20 protein-coding genes and 2 tRNA genes are annotated in these 19,066 nt (G+C 37.9%); 18 read left to right on the forward strand and 4 right to left on the reverse strand.

Annotation, left to right across the window (positions count from 1 at the left end; genetic code table 11):
• Window positions 1-64 precede the first annotated feature (64 nt).
• The 4 genes from TEPIDINF_RS01305 (at window position 65) to TEPIDINF_RS01320 (ending at window position 4,712) form a co-directional block, all read left to right on the forward strand.
• A complete protein-coding gene (locus tag TEPIDINF_RS01305) occupies window positions 65-1,084 on the forward strand; it encodes a thiamine pyrophosphate-dependent dehydrogenase E1 component subunit alpha (RefSeq protein ID WP_068722976.1) in 1,020 nt (339 codons plus the stop codon).
• A gap of 26 nt (window positions 1,085-1,110) precedes the next feature.
• The gene (locus TEPIDINF_RS01310; RefSeq protein WP_068722978.1) at window positions 1,111-2,130 is read left to right on the forward strand and encodes an alpha-ketoacid dehydrogenase subunit beta; all 1,020 of its coding nucleotides are present in this window, start codon (window positions 1,111-1,113) and stop codon (window positions 2,128-2,130) included.
• A 25-nt stretch (window positions 2,131-2,155) separates the two neighbouring features.
• A complete protein-coding gene (locus TEPIDINF_RS01315) occupies window positions 2,156-3,304 on the forward strand; it encodes a dihydrolipoamide acetyltransferase family protein (RefSeq protein WP_068722980.1) in 1,149 nt (382 codons plus the stop codon).
• Window positions 3,305-3,404: 100 nt separating this feature from the next.
• Complete coding sequence (locus TEPIDINF_RS01320; protein WP_068722982.1) at window positions 3,405-4,712, forward strand: acetamidase/formamidase family protein; 1,308 nt, start codon at window positions 3,405-3,407, stop codon at window positions 4,710-4,712.
• 252 nt (window positions 4,713-4,964) lie between these two features.
• On the opposite strand, the gene tpx is transcribed toward TEPIDINF_RS01320, so the two are convergent.
• From tpx to TEPIDINF_RS01340, 4 genes are all read right to left on the reverse strand, one after another.
• Complete coding sequence (gene tpx / locus TEPIDINF_RS01325; protein ID WP_068722984.1) at window positions 4,965-5,471, reverse strand: thiol peroxidase; 507 nt, start codon at window positions 5,469-5,471, stop codon at window positions 4,965-4,967.
• A 246-nt stretch (window positions 5,472-5,717) separates the two neighbouring features.
• Window positions 5,718-5,912, reverse strand: a complete 195-nt coding sequence (locus TEPIDINF_RS01330) for a DUF378 domain-containing protein (RefSeq protein ID WP_068722986.1) — start codon at window positions 5,910-5,912, stop codon at window positions 5,718-5,720.
• A 164-nt stretch (window positions 5,913-6,076) separates the two neighbouring features.
• Window positions 6,077-6,361, reverse strand: coding sequence for a LysM peptidoglycan-binding domain-containing protein (locus tag TEPIDINF_RS01335; protein WP_068722988.1), 285 nt, complete (start codon window positions 6,359-6,361; stop codon window positions 6,077-6,079).
• 79 nt (window positions 6,362-6,440) lie between these two features.
• Window positions 6,441-7,352, reverse strand: a complete 912-nt coding sequence (locus TEPIDINF_RS01340; RefSeq protein WP_082732329.1) for an RluA family pseudouridine synthase — start codon at window positions 7,350-7,352, stop codon at window positions 6,441-6,443.
• A gap of 144 nt (window positions 7,353-7,496) precedes the next feature.
• Here TEPIDINF_RS01340 and TEPIDINF_RS01345 point away from each other — a divergent pair, with 144 nt between their 5' ends.
• The 14 genes from TEPIDINF_RS01345 to lonB all read left to right on the forward strand — a co-directional run bounded on the left by TEPIDINF_RS01345 (window position 7,497) and on the right by lonB (window position 19,036).
• Window positions 7,497-7,727 carry a hypothetical protein gene (locus TEPIDINF_RS01345; protein ID WP_082732330.1) on the forward strand — a complete coding sequence of 77 codons (231 nt, stop codon included), beginning with the start codon at window positions 7,497-7,499 and terminating at the stop codon, window positions 7,725-7,727.
• Window positions 7,728-7,730: 3 nt separating this feature from the next.
• A complete protein-coding gene (locus TEPIDINF_RS01350; protein ID WP_068722990.1) occupies window positions 7,731-8,216 on the forward strand; it encodes a hypothetical protein in 486 nt (161 codons plus the stop codon).
• Window positions 8,217-8,328: 112 nt separating this feature from the next.
• On the forward strand, window positions 8,329-9,519 hold the full coding sequence (locus TEPIDINF_RS01355; RefSeq protein WP_068722993.1) for a M24 family metallopeptidase: 1,191 nt from the start codon (window positions 8,329-8,331) through the stop codon (window positions 9,517-9,519).
• A gap of 91 nt (window positions 9,520-9,610) precedes the next feature.
• A complete protein-coding gene (locus TEPIDINF_RS01360) occupies window positions 9,611-9,844 on the forward strand; it encodes a helix-turn-helix domain-containing protein (RefSeq protein WP_153011981.1) in 234 nt (77 codons plus the stop codon).
• Window positions 9,845-9,967: 123 nt separating this feature from the next.
• On the forward strand, window positions 9,968-10,408 hold the full coding sequence (locus TEPIDINF_RS01365; RefSeq protein ID WP_421691212.1) for a MarR family winged helix-turn-helix transcriptional regulator: 441 nt from the start codon (window positions 9,968-9,970) through the stop codon (window positions 10,406-10,408).
• 36 nt (window positions 10,409-10,444) lie between these two features.
• Window positions 10,445-11,239, forward strand: a complete 795-nt coding sequence (gene racE / locus TEPIDINF_RS01370; RefSeq protein WP_421691213.1) for a glutamate racemase — start codon at window positions 10,445-10,447, stop codon at window positions 11,237-11,239.
• A gap of 78 nt (window positions 11,240-11,317) precedes the next feature.
• On the forward strand, window positions 11,318-12,394 hold the full coding sequence (locus TEPIDINF_RS01375; RefSeq protein WP_421691214.1) for a GerMN domain-containing protein: 1,077 nt from the start codon (window positions 11,318-11,320) through the stop codon (window positions 12,392-12,394).
• Between the two features lie 274 nt (window positions 12,395-12,668).
• Window positions 12,669-13,448, forward strand: coding sequence for a ribonuclease PH (gene rph, locus TEPIDINF_RS01380; RefSeq protein ID WP_069797360.1), 780 nt, complete (start codon window positions 12,669-12,671; stop codon window positions 13,446-13,448).
• Window positions 13,417-14,019 (forward strand): XTP/dITP diphosphatase, encoded by a 603-nt coding sequence (locus TEPIDINF_RS01385; RefSeq protein WP_421692126.1) that lies wholly within the window; start codon window positions 13,417-13,419, stop codon window positions 14,017-14,019. Before rph ends, TEPIDINF_RS01385 begins: the two co-directional genes overlap by 32 nt.
• A gap of 43 nt (window positions 14,020-14,062) precedes the next feature.
• Window positions 14,063-14,136: transfer RNA gene (locus TEPIDINF_RS01390), tRNA-Gly, on the forward strand.
• 23 nt (window positions 14,137-14,159) lie between these two features.
• Window positions 14,160-14,236 (forward strand) — tRNA-Arg (locus tag TEPIDINF_RS01395).
• Between the two features lie 261 nt (window positions 14,237-14,497).
• Complete coding sequence (gene tig, locus TEPIDINF_RS01400) at window positions 14,498-15,778, forward strand: trigger factor (RefSeq protein WP_421691215.1); 1,281 nt, start codon at window positions 14,498-14,500, stop codon at window positions 15,776-15,778.
• A 153-nt stretch (window positions 15,779-15,931) separates the two neighbouring features.
• Window positions 15,932-17,197: an ATP-dependent protease ATP-binding subunit ClpX gene (gene clpX / locus TEPIDINF_RS01405; protein WP_421691216.1), complete on the forward strand. Its 1,266-nt coding sequence runs from the start codon at window positions 15,932-15,934 to the stop codon at window positions 17,195-17,197.
• Window positions 17,198-17,344: 147 nt separating this feature from the next.
• A complete protein-coding gene (lonB, locus tag TEPIDINF_RS01410; protein WP_421691217.1) occupies window positions 17,345-19,036 on the forward strand; it encodes an ATP-dependent protease LonB in 1,692 nt (563 codons plus the stop codon).
• The last annotated feature ends 30 nt before the right edge of the window (window positions 19,037-19,066 follow it).

A 19,066-nucleotide genomic window follows, 5' to 3' on the forward strand; every position in this document is an offset into this window, starting at 1 on the left:
TAGCGGCTTAGTTAATTGGCATTGTTCTTGCAATATACATTTATGAAATTTATCTAAGGAGGAGATGAAAGTGGCACTTTCTGAAGGAAAAAAGAAAACGGTTCCAACGGAGAAGTTGAAATGGATGTATGAAATGATGGTTAAGATTCGCTATTACGAAGATAAAATGGCGGAAGCGTATGCGGAAGGAAAAACACCTGTCTTTAATATTGGTACAGGAACAGTTCCTGGAGAGATGCATCTGGCAACTGGACAAGAACCGGCTGCAGTTGGTATTTGCGCGCATTTAGGCAAGGAAGATACTGTGGTATCACCTCACCGTCCGCATCATCATGCAATTGCAAAAGGTGTCGATCTGAAAAAAATGACAGCTGAAATTTTCGGTAAAGAAACTGGATTAGGAAAGGGAAAGGGTGGGCATATGCATTTGTTTGACCCAAAAGTAAAATTTTCATGTAGTGGTATCGTGGGAGCTGGTATTCCTCAAGCGGCTGGTGCGGCACTTGCAGCGAAAATGAAAAAGAAAAACTGGGTTGCGGTTGCTTTTATCGGCGAAGGAGCAGCGAATTCAGGGGCATTCCATGAATCTCTTAATCTAGCAGCCCTTTGGAAGCTTCCGTTGATTGTGGTTGTGGAAGATAATTCTTACGGCATATCAGTGCCGAAAATAAAATCAACGGCAATTCAGTCAAATGAGCAGCGTGCTTCAGCATACGGGATTACAGGAGCACATGTTAAATTCAACGATCCGCTGCAGATGTACCTAGTATCCGAAAAAGCGGTTGAAAGAGCAAGAAGCGGCGGAGGGCCAACGATTATTGAAATTGAGACTTACCGTTATCTTGGACATTTCCAAGGTGACCCTGAATTGTACCGTGATAAAGGGGAAGTACCGGCGTTGCGTGAACAAGATCCGATCAAGAAGGTACGTGAGTTGTTGCTCGACCACAATATTGTTTCCGAACATGAAATAAAGGAAATGGAAGACAGAGCAGTAAAAGAAGTGGATGAAGCCTATCAGTTCGCTAGAGACAGTAAATTTCCAAATCCTGAAGCGGCACTTGAAGATGTATTTACATCTTGAACAAAAAAAGGAAGGAGATGTTAATCATGGAAAAGGTGAAGAAAAGACTGTTAACCGGAAATAAAGCGATGGTGGAGGCGATTGCCCAAGAAATGGAACGAGACCCAAATGTTTTTGTGCTTGGGGAAGATGTCGGAAAATACGGCGGGATCTTTGGATCTGCGCAGGGATTGTACGATAAATTTGGAGCGGAGCGGGTGATGGACACGCCAATTTCCGAGACCGCTTTCATAGGCGCAGCGATCGGAGCAGCTGCAGAAGGCATGCGTCCCATTGCAGAGCTGATGTTTGTCGATTTCTTCGGCGTATGTATGGATCAGATCTATAACCATATGGCAAAGATCCAATATATGTCGGGAGGGAATGTAAAGCTGCCAATGGTACTGATGACGGCTGTCGGCGGAGGGTACAATGACGCAGCGCAACATTCTCAGACCTTGTATGCTACTTTTGCTCACATGCCAGGTATGAAAGTGGTTGCACCATCAACTCCGTATGACCTCAAAGGAATGATGATTTCGGCCATCAGGGATGACAATCCTGTGGTGTTTATGTTCCATAAAACCTTGCAAGGACTTGGTTGGATGGACCAGTTTGATTTTTCTATAGGACATGTTCCGGAAGAAGCATATACGGTCCCACTTGATAAGGCAAAGGTGGTGCGCGAAGGAAGTGATGTTACCATAGTAGGCATACAGATAATGACTCATTACGCGGTTGAAGCTGCTGAAAAATTGTCTAGAGAAGGAATCGAGGCGGAAGTCATTGATCTGCGTTCGCTTGCACCTATTGACAAAGATACAATTATTAACTCTGTGAAAAAGACGCATAGACTTGTTGTGGTGGATGAAGATTACCGTTCATATGGCATGACAGCCGAGATTTCAGCTATTGTTGCAGAGGAAGCCCTGTATGAATTAGAAGTACCTGTCCGTCGCTTAGCTGTCCCGGATGTGCCGATCCCATACAGCGATCCGCTTGAAGACTTTGTTATCCCGGGTCCAAATAGTATTTACAGGGAAGTTAAAAAGTTATTGAGTGAGTAATAAATAATGGACAGGAGGAGTAACAATGATCGAGGTTAAATTACCGCAAACATCAGAAGAAATTGAGGAAAGTCTGGTCGTCTTCTGGCATGTCCAAGAAGGCGATCAGGTTGAAGAGGGGGATACGCTCGTAGATATACAGACTGAAAAGGCCGTCTTTGAAATAGCAGCAGAAAGCGGAGGAACAATTAAAGAAATCAAGGTAAAAAGAGGCGACAGCGCAAAGGTTGGCGATATTCTGGCGGTCATTGAACCGGCAGGAACCATAGGAGCGAATGATAATTTGAAAAGTGTTCTATCGCTCGGGCAAGCAAAGGAAGAAACGGCAGAAGAAAAGCAGAGCACCTTCGTACGGACTAGCCCAAGGTTAAGGCACCTTGCTAAAGAACTTGGTGTGGATCTGGCAACAGTCCGTGGAACAGGCTTAAGAGGAGCCTTAACAGAAGAGGATATCCGCAAGGCCGCCGCATTAGAATCGAGCTCTGTGGTGGAGGGATCCAGGGAAATAAAAATGTCAGGGATCCGCCGTGCGATTGCGAAAAGAATGATGGAAAGCATACATCACTCCGCTCAGCTTACGGAAACAGCCTGGGCGGATGTCACGGAACTTTCGGTTCTTAGAAAAAAAACGGATATAGAGATAAGCTGGAATGATCTCATCCTATTTGCTGTCGTTAAGGCACTTCAGAAACATCCTGCACTTAATGCCCATATTAAGGATGAAAGTATCATTCAATTTGATCATGTTCATCTCGGCATAGCTGTAGATACAGATAAAGGACTCCTTGTTCCGGTAGTGCGCAATGCCAATCAACTTGACGTTTTCGAACTGCACACACATGTTGTTCAGCTAGCGAAACAGGCAAAACTAGGTAAACTGTCCCATGAGGAATTATCAGGGAGCACGTTTACAGTAACGAATCTCGGCGCATTTGGTATCCAATTTTTTACTCCGATCATCAACCCGCCGGAGTCAGCCATTCTCGGAATAGGGAAGATTGAACACTATCTTGTGTTTGAAGAAGAAAAAGTAGTCGAAAAGGTGCGGTTGCCATTAAGTCTGACGTTCGATCATCGGGTAATTGACGGGGCTCCGGCTGCAAGATTTCTACAAACGCTGTCAGAAATTCTTGCTGATTCCGGGCAAGTTTTGAAAGGGATTAAGGGCAATTGATTTTGTTAACGAATAAAAAGTAAGTTTCAATTACAGCACCTTTTAAAACTTTTGTTAGGAACAATGGTATGAATAATAAAAGAGGAATAGGAGGAATAGTATGAATAATAAAAAAGGATTAGAAACAGTCTTTGTTAATACATTTACAAACGGTGTACTCGATCCAAATAAACCGATGCTTGGCCCAGTAAAAGATGGAGGGCATATTGTTGCAAATACAGCACCTGGATGCTGGGGGCCGATGATTACCCCCGCTCTTCTTGGTGGGCATGAAGTTACCCAACCAGTTTACGTGGAAGGAGCTGAAGTTGGCGACGCAATCGCAATCCGGATAAAATCGATTAGGCCAACGTCCATCGTCACTGCTTCTGGCAATGAAAAAGCGATAGAAGGCCGCTTTCTAGGCGATCCTTTTGTGGCCGCACAATGTCCTGAATGCGGAACATATCACCCGGAAACAAAAATTGAAGGAATTGGACCTAAGGCTATTCGTTGCGTAAATTGCGGAGCCGACGTTACCCCATTTATTTTTACAAATGGGTACACGCTGGCAATCGATACAAACAGAGGACTTGGAATCACACTGCACAAAGAAGCTGCTGAACGGATAGCAGGTGATGGGAACCACTATATGGCGATCCCTGGAAATTCCATCCAAAACCCGATTGTTACTTTTGCTCCTAGTGACATTGTCGGTGCTGTTACTAGATTAAGACCGTTTCTCGGTCAGCTTGGTACTACACCAGCACGGCCGTTTCCAGATTCTCACAACGCAGGAGATTTCGGTTCTTTTCTTTTGGGAGCTCCACATGAATATGCTATGACACCAGATCAATTAGAAGACAGGACGGACGGGCATATGGATGTTAACAGGGTAAGAGAGAACGCCATTTTAATCTGTCCGGTTAAGGTACCAGGAGGTGGTGTTTATCTTGGAGATATGCACGCTATGCAGGGCAATGGCGAAATAGCTGGCCATACAGCGGATATTGCCGGAATTGTTACACTTCAGGTTCAAGTCTTGAAAGGTTTATCTATTCAAGGACCGATCCTGTTGCCGGTGGAGGAAGATTTGCCTTACCTAGCGAAACCATTCACTGCTGAAGAAAAAGAAAAGGCAAAGCAGATGGCGGACTTCTGGGGATTAGAGTCCATTGAAGAAACGGCTCCGATTTCCTTTATTGGAACAGGTTCAAATCTGAATGAAGCAACGGATAACGGATTGAACCGAGCCGCTAAATTGCTTCAGATGACCGTTCCGGAAGTGTTGAACAGGGCAACAATCACCGGTTCTATTGATATTGGTAGGCATCCAGGTGTAGTAACGGTCACATTCCTTGCACCTATTGATAAATTGGAAAAGATAGGGCTCGTTGAACTTATTAAAACACACTATTCTTTGCGATAGTTTGCCGATTGTTTTTCAGGAAAATTAAGTATCAGTGAGAATTGTAAAAACCGGGCGGTTTGCCCGGTTTTTCTTAAAGATAAGAAAGTGTAACTTTCTTCCACTTGTCATTTAGGGGTTTGTATATTCCATAAGCTGCGACCTTCAGAAGTGCCCTTCTCTCCTTAATCTTTATTTATAGAAGGGCACGGATGACGGAGCGCGATGGAATATACAAACCTTTTCTTAAAAATAAATCTGAATAAGTCAACTTTACTGAGCAGCTTTCACTGCTTCAATCGCTTTTTCATAATTTGGATGATCAGTAACCTCTTTTACATATTCAACATAAGTAACTTCATTTTTAGAATTGACGACAAAAATTGCGCGAGCTTCCAAACGTAAATCTTTAAGATAAGTACCGTATGCAGAACCGAAAGACATGGTTTGGTAATCAGACAAGGTCACAACTTTATCGATTCCTGCTGCCCCACACCAACGTTTTTGAGCAAATGGTAGGTCTGCACTAATCGTTAAAACAGTCGCATTTAATTTGGCGGCCTCTTCATTGAAGCGTCTTGTTTGTGCATCGCAGACAGGTGTATCTAATGAAGGAACAACGCTAATCAATTTAACTCCCTCAAAGTCCTTTAATGTTTTAGCATTCAATCCATTATCCACCACAGTAAAATCAGGTGCTTGATCTCCAACCTTTATTTCTGGTCCTAATAAAGTCGCTGGTTTACCAGCAAAAGTAACAACTCCATTACGTTCTTCCATTTTAAAATCCTCCTTAAACAACATTTACATACTAATAAGTTTAATATATTTAAATAATAACAATAAATGAAAAAGATGTAAAGTTTTTTTTGTTATTTCAACATTTTGTTAAGACACCCATAGTCCCAGCAAAAAGATTATGAAGCATTGGTACAATAACCCAATCTGTTATATTGCCGATCAATGTAAAGAAAGAAAAAGCCCAAGGGGTTACTTGGGCGTGATTCAATGTGAAAAATTGTACCTTTAAACATGTGTACGTTCTCTAAATAATAATGAAATAGAATAGATACCAGCAATTCCAATGAGTGTATAAATCACTCTACTAAGCCATGCATCTTGGCCACCAAATAAGCTAGCAACAAGATCAAATTGAAATAGTCCAACCAGTAGCCAATTTAATGCACCAATGATTACTAGAATCAATGAAAGTCTAGTCATTTTAAATTCCCTCCTTCCTTAGCTTTTATTATTGCCAAGGAAAAGAGAAATATTACTCTCTTTTATCTTTTTTACTAGATTTTTGCAGATGTCTATCTAAAATATGTATTGTAATTTAAAAAAAATAAGAACCCTTGGGAGAATGTTAGGGTTCTTAAATGGTGTTATTCTTTTTCTTCAGTACGGGTTCTTGGTCTTTCTAAACGTTCAACTCTACGTTCTAATCTCTCAACCCTACGTTCTAGTCTTTCTACTCTTCTAATTAAATCTCTTGGTTGTGGTGGATATGGAGTTGGTGTTGGGGTGGAAACAGGAATGATTAATCTTTGACCAACATAAAGTAAATTAGGGTCAGTTAACCCATTTGCTTGCATAATGGCTTGGGGTGTCGTACCAAAACGAGCTGCAATTGCCCATAAAGTATCACCAGGTTGAACAATGTAAGTCATTAACAAACCTCCTTTTCATTTGTTCATCACAGCATATGGGAAATAAAAAGGAAGTGTGCTATTTTATCATGCCCAAAATTTAGTTTATCGCCCTGAAAATAAGAGTTTGCATATCTGTTGGTAATTCCGCCTGAAAGGTTAAATATTCACGAGTGATTGGATGATAGAACGATAACTTAGAGGCGTGCAAGGCTTGATGATTTAACCAATGTTCACCTGTCTTCCCGCCATACAATTCATCACCAACTAAGGGATGATTGATCCAGCTCATATGAACACGTATCTGATGGGTTCTTCCTGTTGCTAATAGTAACTCTAATAATGAAAAATCTGTAAAACTTTCGATGGTTTTATAATAAGTAATAGCCGATTTGGCTTCCGGTTGTTGGTCTGTTACTACAATTCTTTTTATAGCATGATTAGGATCTTTCATAATGGGTGCATCGATTACCCCTTTTTCTTTCGTTACATATCCATGAACCAACGCTAAATAAGTTCGTTTCAAACTTCGATCATGTAATTGTAATGCTAATTGATGGTGAGCATATTGGTTTTTAGCGACGACAAAAAGGCCGGTTGTATCTTTATCTAATCGATGAACAGGGCGAAAACGACATTGGTCCCCTTTTTCATTCCAATAATGCATCAGCCCATTAGCAATCGTGCCAAGATAATGATTTCTTGTTGGATGTACTACAATTCCTGCAGGTTTATTGATTACAATCACATCCTGATCCTCATAGCGAATATCTAAAGGGATAGGTTGTGGGAGGATATCAAAAGAAGTTTCAATAGGAATCAAAAGCCGTAATTGATCTCCTTGTTTTACACGGGTTGATACATAGACTGCTTTCCCATTTAGGTAAATTCCATTGTTAGTTTTAATTTTACTTAACGATTTTCTAGAAAAATGGTAATGATCAAATAAAATTTCTTTGATCATCATTCCTTCCCATTCAATAGGAATCGTTACATTCATTAATTCTTTCATCTTTTTCCACCCTTACAGAAATAGGTATCCTTCATTTGAACATACTAGAGATAGGAAATAAATGCTATACTATTTACAATGATAGACAAATTGTACACTTAATTAACAACTATATCAATCAAGGGAATTAAAGGAGAGAGCGAATTGGATAAACATCAGATCTATAAATTTGACAAATGGAATCAAATGCATGTAGAAGTACAAGGAAGGCAAATCATCGTTAGAAAAATATCGACAGAATGGGGAGAAGAAACCTTTACATTCACAGGGAGGAACGAATTGCTAAAATGGGCAGAGCAATATTTTAAGTTTACCCCTTTAGAACAAACAGATAAAGAATACAATTATTGGCTGGATTTATTTAAATCCATTTAATAAATGATGTACTTTCATGGCATTGATTACGAGTATTTACTTTATCAATATCCTGTTTTATCTCCGAGGTTAACGATTTTAAGACAAAACAAAACACAACAACAAGATAGACAACATTTATTAGAACGGTTTGGTTTTGAACCGGTGCATTTTTTAGAATCAAGTGCTTCTTATTCGATTCAACAAGCTATACAAGCTTGTTCAGCATTTGGTAATGTTATTTTCGTATACCATGTCTTACCATTTCCTATGTTGCAACTTTCAGAGCATGAAGTAGGGGTTCCTGCTATTGACACAAGAGAAGCGAATTGGATTTTTGTCAACCATTATCAACTTATTGATAAAATTCGACCTCTTTACCCGAATCTACCTATTCTATTTTGTAAAAAGCAACAATATTCCAACAAAATTAGGACTATCTACCGATGGAGAAAATACTCGAATTCTGTCAAAATAAAATTTAACTATAAAAATGGAGTGGTAAATTGAATTGGCGATCAAAAGAAACCTCAAAATCGAGGTTTTTTCTTTTTTAAGTTTAAGGTACAATAGAGATGCATATTGTTCAGAAAATTATGAAAAATATAAAGTAGGTGATTGAATGAATTATCAAGTTGTTCCTAAACAGGAACTAAAAGAGAGAGTTGCAAAACTACAACAACTACTTGAGCATCTGCAATATGACGGAGCATTGCTTACTCAGCATGTAGACCTCTTTTATTATTCAGGTACGATGCAAAACTCAATAATGTTTATCCCTAAGACCGGCGAACCTCTCTTGTTCGTCAAAAAGAGTATGGTTAGAGCAAAAGAGGAAACACCTTTTAATATCGAAGCATTAGGCTCGTTAAAAAATTTGCCTGAGCAACTTTTAAAAAAAGGATACCTTTTTAGAAAAGTAGGAATTGAATTAGATGTGTTGCCTTATAATCAATTTGTACGAATCAAAAAAGTATTTTCAGATACGCAATTCTATGACCTTTCTCCAACGATTCGTTTACAACGAAGCATCAAATCTGCCTACGAAATTGAGATGATTCGTCAATCTGCTCAAGTGGCGTATGATGCCATGCAAGCTGTTCCAAATCTTTTAAGATTAGGTATGACAGAAGTTGAATTTATTGCAGAATTAGAAAGATTTATAAGAGTGAGAGGACATATTGGTCAAGTTAGAATGAGAGCATATAACCAAGAAATCGTATTAGGGATGGTTGTTTCTGGAGATTCAGCAACAGTACCCTCATCTTTTGATGGCCCTGCCGGTGGAGAAGGTTTAACTCCAGCCATGCCACAAGGGGCCGGTTGGAAAAAGATTGAGAAAAATGAACCTATTTTAATAGATATGGCGATTGCAGTGAATGGTTATATTGTTGACCAAACTCGTATGGCAATCATTGGTGAACTGGAAAAGGAATTAGAAGAAGCTTATCAGGTTTCATTGCATATCTTAAAGGATACGGAGAAACAAGCAAAACCTGGCACATTATGGTCACAACATTATTTAAATGCTTTAAAAATGGCAAAAGAAGCTGGTTTAGAAGATTATTTTATGGGATTTAAGGAGGATCAAGTTAAGTTCTTAGGTCATGGGGTTGGACTTGAGTTAGATGAATGGCCAGTGTTAGCAAAAGGGTTAGACCAGCCTTTAGAAGTTGGAATGGTCATTGCAATTGAACCTAAATTCACCTTTCCAGGTAAAGGGGTGATAGGTATCGAAAATACCTATGTTGTTACAGAAAAAGGTTTAGAATCTTTATCTTTTGCAGCTGAAGAAATTATTAAAATTCCATGATCGCCTAGTTTACCCATGCACTTTCTTCATGCATTTCACATAATATAATTTGAAATCTCCCTTGTGAATTGATGAGCCCGAGCAAGGAGGGATGGAACTTTTGAAGGGTAATGACCAGCATGCAAAACCACTGTTGACGAATCGAGAAAGAGAAGTATTTGAATTATTGGTTCAGGATAAGACAACAAAAGAAATCGCAAAACAACTGTTTATTAGCGAAAAAACTGTTAGAAACCATATCAGCAATGTAATACAGAAACTTGGTGTCAAAGGAAGATCTCAAGCAGTTGTTGAATTGGTTCGGCTCGGGGAACTTAAAATTTAGACCGCTGCTAACCCCCTAAAAGACTCTACTATTTAGTAGGGTCTTTTAATCTAATGGGTTATCTTAATCATTTTCTGATATAATACATAAGTAAATGTAAAAGTATTTGGAGGTTTCTTAGATATGGAACACCCTCGTCAACAAATTGAAAAAATTGAATACGTACTCAGAAAAATTAGTGGAATCATTAAGAGAAAAGGAAGAGAAATCTTAAATGATTTTCCGATTACCCCACCACAATTTGTTGCTTTACAGTGGCTAAATGAGGAAGGGGACATGACGATCGGTGAATTAAGCAATAAAATGTTTTTAGCTTTTAGTACAACAACTGACTTAATTGATCGTATGGAGAAAAACCATTTAGTAGAAAGAGTTCGGAATCAAAAAGACCGCCGTGTTGTACAGATTCACTTATTAGAAAAAGGGAAGCAAATTATTTCTGATGTGTTAGAAGCAAGAAGGGATTATTTATCAAGTATTTTGCTAGATATGGAACCAGAAGAAGTAGAAAAAATTCAGTTAGCGCTTCAACAGTTATTTGAAAAAATGGATAAGGATATTTAACTTTGAATGAAGACTTCTTAGGGGGAACCGAAGATAATGGAAGAACAACCAATAGGGATATTAGATTCTGGAGTAGGGGGGTTAACGGTAGTTAAAGAGATCTTTAGACAACTACCAAAAGAGAAAGTCATTTACTTTGGAGACACAGCAAGGTGTCCATATGGTCCTAGACCTGCTAAGGAAGTAAAAGAATTTACCTTAGAAATTGTTAATTTTTTAGTGAAGCAAAAAGTGAAAATGATTGTAATTGCTTGTAATACCGCTACAGCTGCTGCTTTAGATACAGTGAAAGAGAAAGTGAATATTCCGGTTGTTGGCGTCATAGGACCTGGTAGCTTAGCTGCGATTAAACACACAAAAACAGGTAAAATCGGTGTGATTGGCACAGAGGGAACGATTTTTAGTGGGGCATACGAACAAACATTAAAAAAGATTAATCCTAAACTATCTATTGTTAGTCAAGCATGTCCTTCTTTGGTTCCACTCGTAGAAAGTGGTATTCAAGAAAAAGAGGAAATCAAAAAAATTGTAAATGAAGCATTAAAACCTATAGCCAAAAAAGAAATAGATTCATTGATTTTAGGCTGTACCCATTACCCGATTCTTAGTGAGTACATCCAAGAGGTGGTAGGAAGTCATGTAAAACTGTTAAGTTCGGCTGAAGAAACAGCGAGAGAAGTAAGTACGATTCTTCATTACCAAAACATTGCTGCTCATCATTTGAATTCATCTGCTCATCGTTTTTATACAACTGGAGATCCAATACATTTCAAACAAATTGCTGAACAATGGTTGGGTCAAAAAATAGAAGTAGAGTCGGTTAATTTGTAATTTTTTTGGACAATGTTGGTCTATTTCTCCTCAGGGCTCGTATAAATAATTATAGATATTGCCTTGAGGAGGGAAAAGATGATGATAAGAAACGGTATGAAATGGATCATCATGTTCAGTATGGTGGCTATCCTTTTAACAGGATGTGGATTATATGGACCAGAAGAAAAAACAGAGATTGATCCACCACCAGCAACCTTAGAAAGTCAAGATACGACAGGTAGTACACTTGAGGTAACGAATGTAAATCCAGATCAAACATCTTCAAGTGCTGAAAACGGCCAAGATATGAAGACAGTGAAATTTACGATTTATTTTTTAGATGAAAAAGGGGATGTCGTGCCATTAACCATGGATATTCCTAAAGTTGTTGGAATTGGTCAAGAAGTATTAAATTATATGATCGTAGATGGACCAGCAGCTGCAATGTTACCAGCTGGATTTAAACCAGTCATTCCTGCAGGAACAAAACTATCCATGAAAGTAGTAGCTGATCAAAAATTGGCAAAAGTAGACTTTTCAAGAGAATTTTTAAATTATGAAGCAGAAAGTGCAGCCGATGAGAAGAAGATTTTAGATGCGATTACATGGACATTAACTGAATTTCCAACAGTTGAACAAGTGGAAATTACTGTAAATGGTTATCCTTTAACAGAGATGCCAAAGTGGAAAACTCCAATATTAGGGCCTTTAAGTCGATTAGATGGAATTAATCTTGAATTAGCAAACAACATTCAAATGGGTCATACGACACCTGTGACAATCTATTTTCAAAGAACAACAGCTGATCATGAATATTTAGTTCCCGTGACAAGATTGATCCCGGCAACTGAAGATATTGCAAAAGCAACGATTGAACAATTAATTCTTGGTCCAAAGTCAGGAACTGATCTAACCAGTTCCTTGCTTCCATCGACCAAAGTATTAGATGTAAAAGTAAGTAACAATCTTGTCGTTGCCGATTTTAGCGATGATTTATTAGGCTTTAATCAAGAATTATCTCAAAAAGTGATAGATATGATCGTATGGTCACTTACTGAGAATACTCCAGCCAAATCAGTGCAAATTAAAGTTCAAGGAAAAACCGAAACCTTAAAAGAGAATCAATCGAAGCCAATTGTAAGACCAATTGCAATCAATGCAAGTTTATTGTAATAAAACCCACAATAAAAATGTTGAGAAATAAGTTAAGGGGAGGTTGGTTGAGAAACTCCCCTTTATTACCGTATTGGAAAGTTTAATTTTATTAAAGTAATTAAGTAAAGTTAAACTTGAACAATCGGCATCAAAAACTTCCTCTAAAGAAGGAGTTGACTACCTCTTCGAGAAAACTTTGATAGAGGTTTTTGTTAATGGTAAAACTCTTGCAAAGATCAAACGATATTGGTCATAATATATAATGAAAGAACAAAAATTGGAGGATTTGATGATGAGACCAGATGAGAGAAAGAATAATGAATTAAGAAAAGTAAAGATCACAAGAAATTACATAAAACATGCAGAAGGTTCAGTATTAATTGAAGTCGGAGATACAAAAGTCATCTGTACTGCGACGGTTGAAGAACGCGTTCCACCTTTTATGCGTGGGGAAGGAAAAGGTTGGGTCACCGCTGAATATTCGATGCTTCCAAGAGCTACCCATACAAGAAATCAAAGAGAATCGATAAAGGGTAAAGTAAGTGGAAGAACAATGGAGATTTCAAGGTTAATTGGTAGGGCATTACGATCAGTCATTAATTTTGAAGCCTTAGGTGAGAGAACAATTCTAATTGATTGTGACGTCATTCAGGCAGATGGTGGAACTAGAACAGCTTCCATTACTGGTGCTTTTGTTGCTATGGTCGATGCATGTCATCATATAATAACAAACGGTAAATTAGCTAGCATGCCCATTCAGACCTTTATTGCTGCAACAAGTGTTGGAATTATTGACGGTGAACCTCGTTTAGATTTAATGTATGAAGAGGATTCACAAGCAAAAGTAGATATGAATATTGTGATGACAGGTGAAGGCAAATATATTGAAATACAAGGAACTGGTGAGGAATCTCCATTTACAGAAGAAGAACTAGGACAATTATTATCTTTAGGGAAACAGGGAATATTGCAATTAATTGAGTACCAAAAAGAAGCTCTAGCAGAGGTAGCAAATTTAGTAGGGGTGAAATCAGTTGAAGATCAAGGAAGTAGTAATAGCCTCAACAAATAAAGGTAAAATTAAAGAATTTCAAGAGATGTTTCAGTCATTTGGAATCCGTGTTCAATCTTTAGAAGAATTTGGTGAGATTCCAGATATTGAAGAAGATGGAGAAAGCTTTGAGGAAAATGCGAAGAAAAAAGCAGAAACCATATGTGATCAACTACAGTTACCAACAATTGCTGATGATTCAGGCTTAATGGTTGATGCCTTAGGTGGGCAACCGGGTATCTATTCCGCTCGTTTTGCTGGAGAAGAAAAGAATGATCAAAAAAATATACATAAATTATTAAATATGATGACTAGCATTGAAATGGAAAAGAGAACTGCACAGTTTGTCAGTGTAATTGCTTTTGCCATTCCAGGAGAAGAAACTATCATTGTAAGAGGAACGTGTAAGGGTATGATTGGTTATGAACCAAAGGGAGAACATGGTTTTGGTTATGACCCGATCTTTTATCTACCACAATATAAAATGACTATGGCAGAAATCGATCCGACACTAAAAAACCAGATTAGTCATCGTGCTCATGCAATAAGAAAACTAAAAAATAAAATAGAGTATGTTGACCTTAAATCCTAAAATTGCTATAATAACATTTGTCGTTTAGAGATATTTTATTTAGGCGGATGTAGTTCAATGGTAGAACACCGGCTTCCCAAGCCGATAACGCGGGTTCGATTCCCGTCATCCGCTCCATCATCTTGTTTGTATTAAGACAAGTCTCAGTAGCTCAGCAGGATAGAGCAACGGCCTTCTAAGCCGTGTGTCGGGGGTTCGAATCCCTCCTGGGACGCCAGCTTTATAATATACATAACTGTTTTCTATATTTATCCCACAAAAGTAATCGGAGCAGCTTCTAAAGAAGTTGTTACTTTTGTGGGTTTTCTTATGATGATAAAACCTTCAACTTAGATGGTTTATTCAGTTATTGAAAAGAAACAGGTTTATGTTATAATGTAATGGTTATACTGTCATGTAGATCAAATTTGACCTAATAGAAGTAAACCATGTAATGGGTTTAAATAGGTGGAAGAGTTTTAGGAGGGGAATTTATAAGATGAAAGCAAGTGTCGAAAAAAAAGAGAAGAATCAAGTGGTTCTTCAGGTAGAAGTAGAGGTTGAAAAAGTAACAAAGGCCTTAGACCAAGCATTTAAAAAGGTAGTTAAGCAAGTAAATGTACCTGGATTTCGTAAAGGAAAAGTACCACGTAATATCTTCGAAAAACGTTTTGGAGTAGAAGTGCTTTACAATGATGCATTGGATATTTTGTTACCTGAAGCTTATTCCCAAGCAATTGAAGAAACCAAAATCGAACCAGTGGATCGTCCAGAAATTGATGTAGAACAAATTGAACAAGGTCAACCTTTTATCTTTAAGGCAACAGTTACAGTTAAACCTGAAGTTCAATTGGGCGAATATAAAGGGTTAGAAATCCTAGCTAAAGATTTCTCTGTAAAAGAAGAAGATATTGAAGACGAATTAAAACAATTGCAAAATCGTCATGCTGAATTAATTGTAGTAGAAGAAGGCTCTGTTGAAAATGGCGATATTGCAGTGATCGATTTTGAAGGTTTTGTAGATGGTGTTGCTTTCCCAGGTGGCAAAGGGAATAATTATTCATTAGAGATTGGATCTGGGACGTTTATTCCAGGGTTTGAGGACCAAATCATCGGTATGAAAAAAGGTGACGAAAAAGACGTTGTCGTTACTTTCCCAGAAAACTATCATAGTGAAGATTTAGCTGGTAAAGAAGCAATATTTAAAGTCGTACTCCATGATATTAAACGAAAACAATTACCAGAATTAAATGATGATTTTGCAAAAGATGTGGATTTTGAAACATTAGATGAATTAAAAGCGGATATTAAGAAAAAATTAGAAGAGAAAGCCGCACATGAGGAAGAACACTATCGTAAAGATACTGTAGTAGAAAAAGCAGCGGAAAATGCGACTGTAGATATTCCTGAAGTGATGATTAACAACGAAGTAGATCGAATGATTAAGGATTTTGAACAACAGCTTGCTTATCAAGGTATGAATTTAGATCTTTACTATCAATTCTCTGGGACAGATGAAAATGGATTAAAAGAACAGTTCAAAAAAGACGCAGAAAATCATGTTAAAACCAATTTAGTCTTAGATGCGATTGCAAAAGCAGAGAATATCGAAGTATCGGATGAAGAACTAGAGCATGAATTACAACATTTAGCAGAACAATACCAACGTGATGTAGAAGAAATTCGTCAAATCTTCTCCGCACGTGATGGTTTGGAAGGCTTAAAAGCAGATCTGCAAATTCGCAAAACCATTGATTTCTTATTAGAGCAAAGTAAGTAAAAGATTTGACAAAAAATAAAAAAGGCACGGAGTTCCGTGCCTTGTTTTTAACATTCATGACACAATTTGTGATACAATAGGTAAAAAAGTGCATAGAACTTTGATCGTAGCAAGATCCTCACTTTATACCTTAGTTAGGGGTGAATTTTTAGAATGTTTAAATTTAGCGATGAAAAGGGAACACTAAAATGTTCTTTTTGTGGTAAGTCCCAGGAACAAGTTCGAAAACTTGTTGCAGGACCTGGCGTATATATTTGTGATGAGTGTATTGAACTATGTAATGAGATTATTGAAGAAGAAATTGGCCATGAAGAGGAAGTAAACCTTCAAGATGTACCAAAACCACAAGAAATTAGGGAGATATTGGATCAGTATGTGATTGGTCAGGAATCTGCGAAGAAAACGCTTTCTGTTGCCGTATATAATCATTATAAAAGAATTAACATCACCAATAAATTTGATGATGTTGAATTACAGAAAAGCAATATCTTATTGTTAGGACCTACAGGCAGTGGAAAAACTTTATTAGCACAAACATTGGCTAAAATTCTAAATGTTCCTTTTGCGATTGCTGATGCCACTTCACTAACAGAAGCTGGTTATGTTGGGGAAGATGTAGAGAACATTCTACTTAAATTGATCCAAGCGGCTGATTATGATATAGAACGTGCTGAGCGGGGAATTATTTATATTGATGAAATCGACAAAATTGCTAGAAAATCTGAGAACCCATCGATTACCCGCGATGTTTCTGGAGAAGGAGTTCAACAAGCACTACTTAAAATCTTGGAAGGAACCACTGCCAGTGTACCACCACAAGGAGGTCGTAAACACCCCCATCAAGAGTTTATTCAAATTGATACGACCAATATTTTATTCATAGTAGGTGGAGCATTTGATGGTATTGAAAATATCATAAAACGTCGTATTGGTAAAAAAGTGATTGGGTTTGGCTCAACTGCTGGAACAGAACCCACAAAAGGAGAAATTCTTTCTAAGGTATTACCTGAAGACCTTTTGAAATTTGGTTTGATCCCAGAGTTTGTTGGTCGTATTCCCGTGATTTCTACCTTGGATCAGTTGGATGAAGAGGCGCTTATTCAAATTCTAACAACACCTAAAAACGCATTAGTGAAACAATATCAAAAGATACTTGAGATGGATAATGTAAAATTGGAGTTTGAACAAGATGCATTGGTTGCAATTGCTAAGGAAGCAATGAAACGAAATACCGGTGCAAGGGGGCTTCGTTCCATCATAGAAGGAGTTCTACTAAATGTAATGTATGAATTACCTTCTAGAAATGATGTATCTAAATGTGTCATTACCGAAGATTCCATCGTAAAAAAACTACCACCTACGCTTTATAATCATGAAGGAGAAATCCTTCCTGTGACCCGCAAAGAGGAAAGTGCATAAGATCAATGAATAAACAGTAATCACATTTTAGAAATGGCTGAAACATGCCATTTCTTTTTTACTCTTTGTGATTACCATTTCCCTCCTAAGGCAATACTATATGTTAGTTTCTAAATATTAAAAAAGGAAAACCTTGGGGGGATATCTATGAACTTTACAGCGATAATTATAAGTATACAAGTGTTTTTTGGGATCATCATAGGCCTCTATTTTTGGAATTTGCTAAGGAACCAACATCAAAATCGAACAGCAGTCGATCGAGAATCAAAGAAAGAATTAGAAAAGTTGCAGAAACTAAGACAAATTTCCTTAACCGAACCATTGGCAGAGAAAACAAGACCGAGTACGTTTCAAGAAATCATTGGACAACAAGAAGGATTAAAGGCTTTACGAGCAGCTCTTTGCAGTCCCAATCCTCAACATGTGATCATTTATGGACCACCAGGAATAGGTAAAACTGCAGCCGCTCGATTAGTCTTAAATGAAGCAAGGCAACTTCCTTATTCACCATTTAATATGGATTCAAAGTTTGTTGAAATCGATGCAACAACTGCTAGATTTGACGAACGTGGGATTGCAGATCCATTGATAGGATCTGTTCATGATCCTATTTATCAAGGAGCAGGGGCGATGGGAGCAGCAGGAATTCCTCAACCCAAACCTGGAGCAGCAACAAAAGCCCATGGTGGCATCTTATTTATTGATGAAATTGGTGAATTACATCCGATTCAAATCAATAAATTATTAAAAGTATTGGAAGACAGAAAAGTGATCCTAGAAAGTGCTTATTATAATTCGGAAGATCCGAATATACCAAAGCATATCCATGATATCTTTCAAAATGGTCTTCCAGCAGACTTTCGCTTGGTTGGTGCAACCACTAGACAACCCCATGAGATACCTCCAGCGATTCGATCAAGATGTGTAGAAATCTTTTTTAAACCATTAACTTCTAATGATATAGCGATCATTATTAAAAACGCTTTAGATAAAATTGAACTACAGTATGAACAAGATGTGATTGAAATTGGTAAAAAGTATGCAAATAATGGCCGTGAGGCTGTTAATTTGGTTCAAATTGCTGCAGGAATTGCGCTATCAGAGCACCGAAAAATGATTTTAGCTAAAGATTTTGAATGGGTTATTCAAAGTAGTCAATTATCGCCAAGACCTGATCACCAAATTTCTGGGAAAGCAGAAATTGGTGTAGTGAATGGTTTAGCTGTCTATGGGCCAAATATGGGAACCTTATTAGAAATTGAAGTCACTGCTAAAAAAGCTAGCCTTGGGCAAGGAAAGGTGAAAATCACTGGAGTGGTAGAAGAAGAACAGATAGGCGGTTCCCAAAAAACTATCAGAAGGAAGAGTATGGCTTTAGGCTCCTTAGAAAATGTGTTAACCGTTCTAAACCTAAAGACAGACATCAATCCTTATGATTACGATATTCATATCAATTTCCCAGGAGGAACTCCAATCGACGGACCTTCTGCAGGGATTACGATGGCCACGGCGATCTATTCTGCGGTCAAAAAGATTCCGATCGACTCAAAACTGGCGATGACTGGGGAAGTAAGTATTCATGGAAAAGTAAAACCGATTGGTGGTGTGATTGCCAAGGTTGAGGCAGCAAGACAAGCAGGAGTAAAAAGAGTATTGATTCCAAAAGAAAATTGGCAGCACATTTTCAAAGAATTTCAAGGTATCGAAGTAATAAAAGTAGAGACGATTGAAGAAGTCTTAGATTGGGCTTTAACAAAAGTCGAAGAAGAGTCTTATGCAATGACTGCCGAAGTTTTTTCTGCATCTCCTACCACCTTAAATTTTAAAGCTATGAATTAGACAAATAGATAAATATAGGTTAAAATTTCA

This window comes from Tepidibacillus infernus, assembly GCF_048898065.1.
Taxonomy (GTDB): Bacteria; Bacillota; Bacilli; order Tepidibacillales; family Tepidibacillaceae; genus Tepidibacillus_B; species Tepidibacillus_B infernus.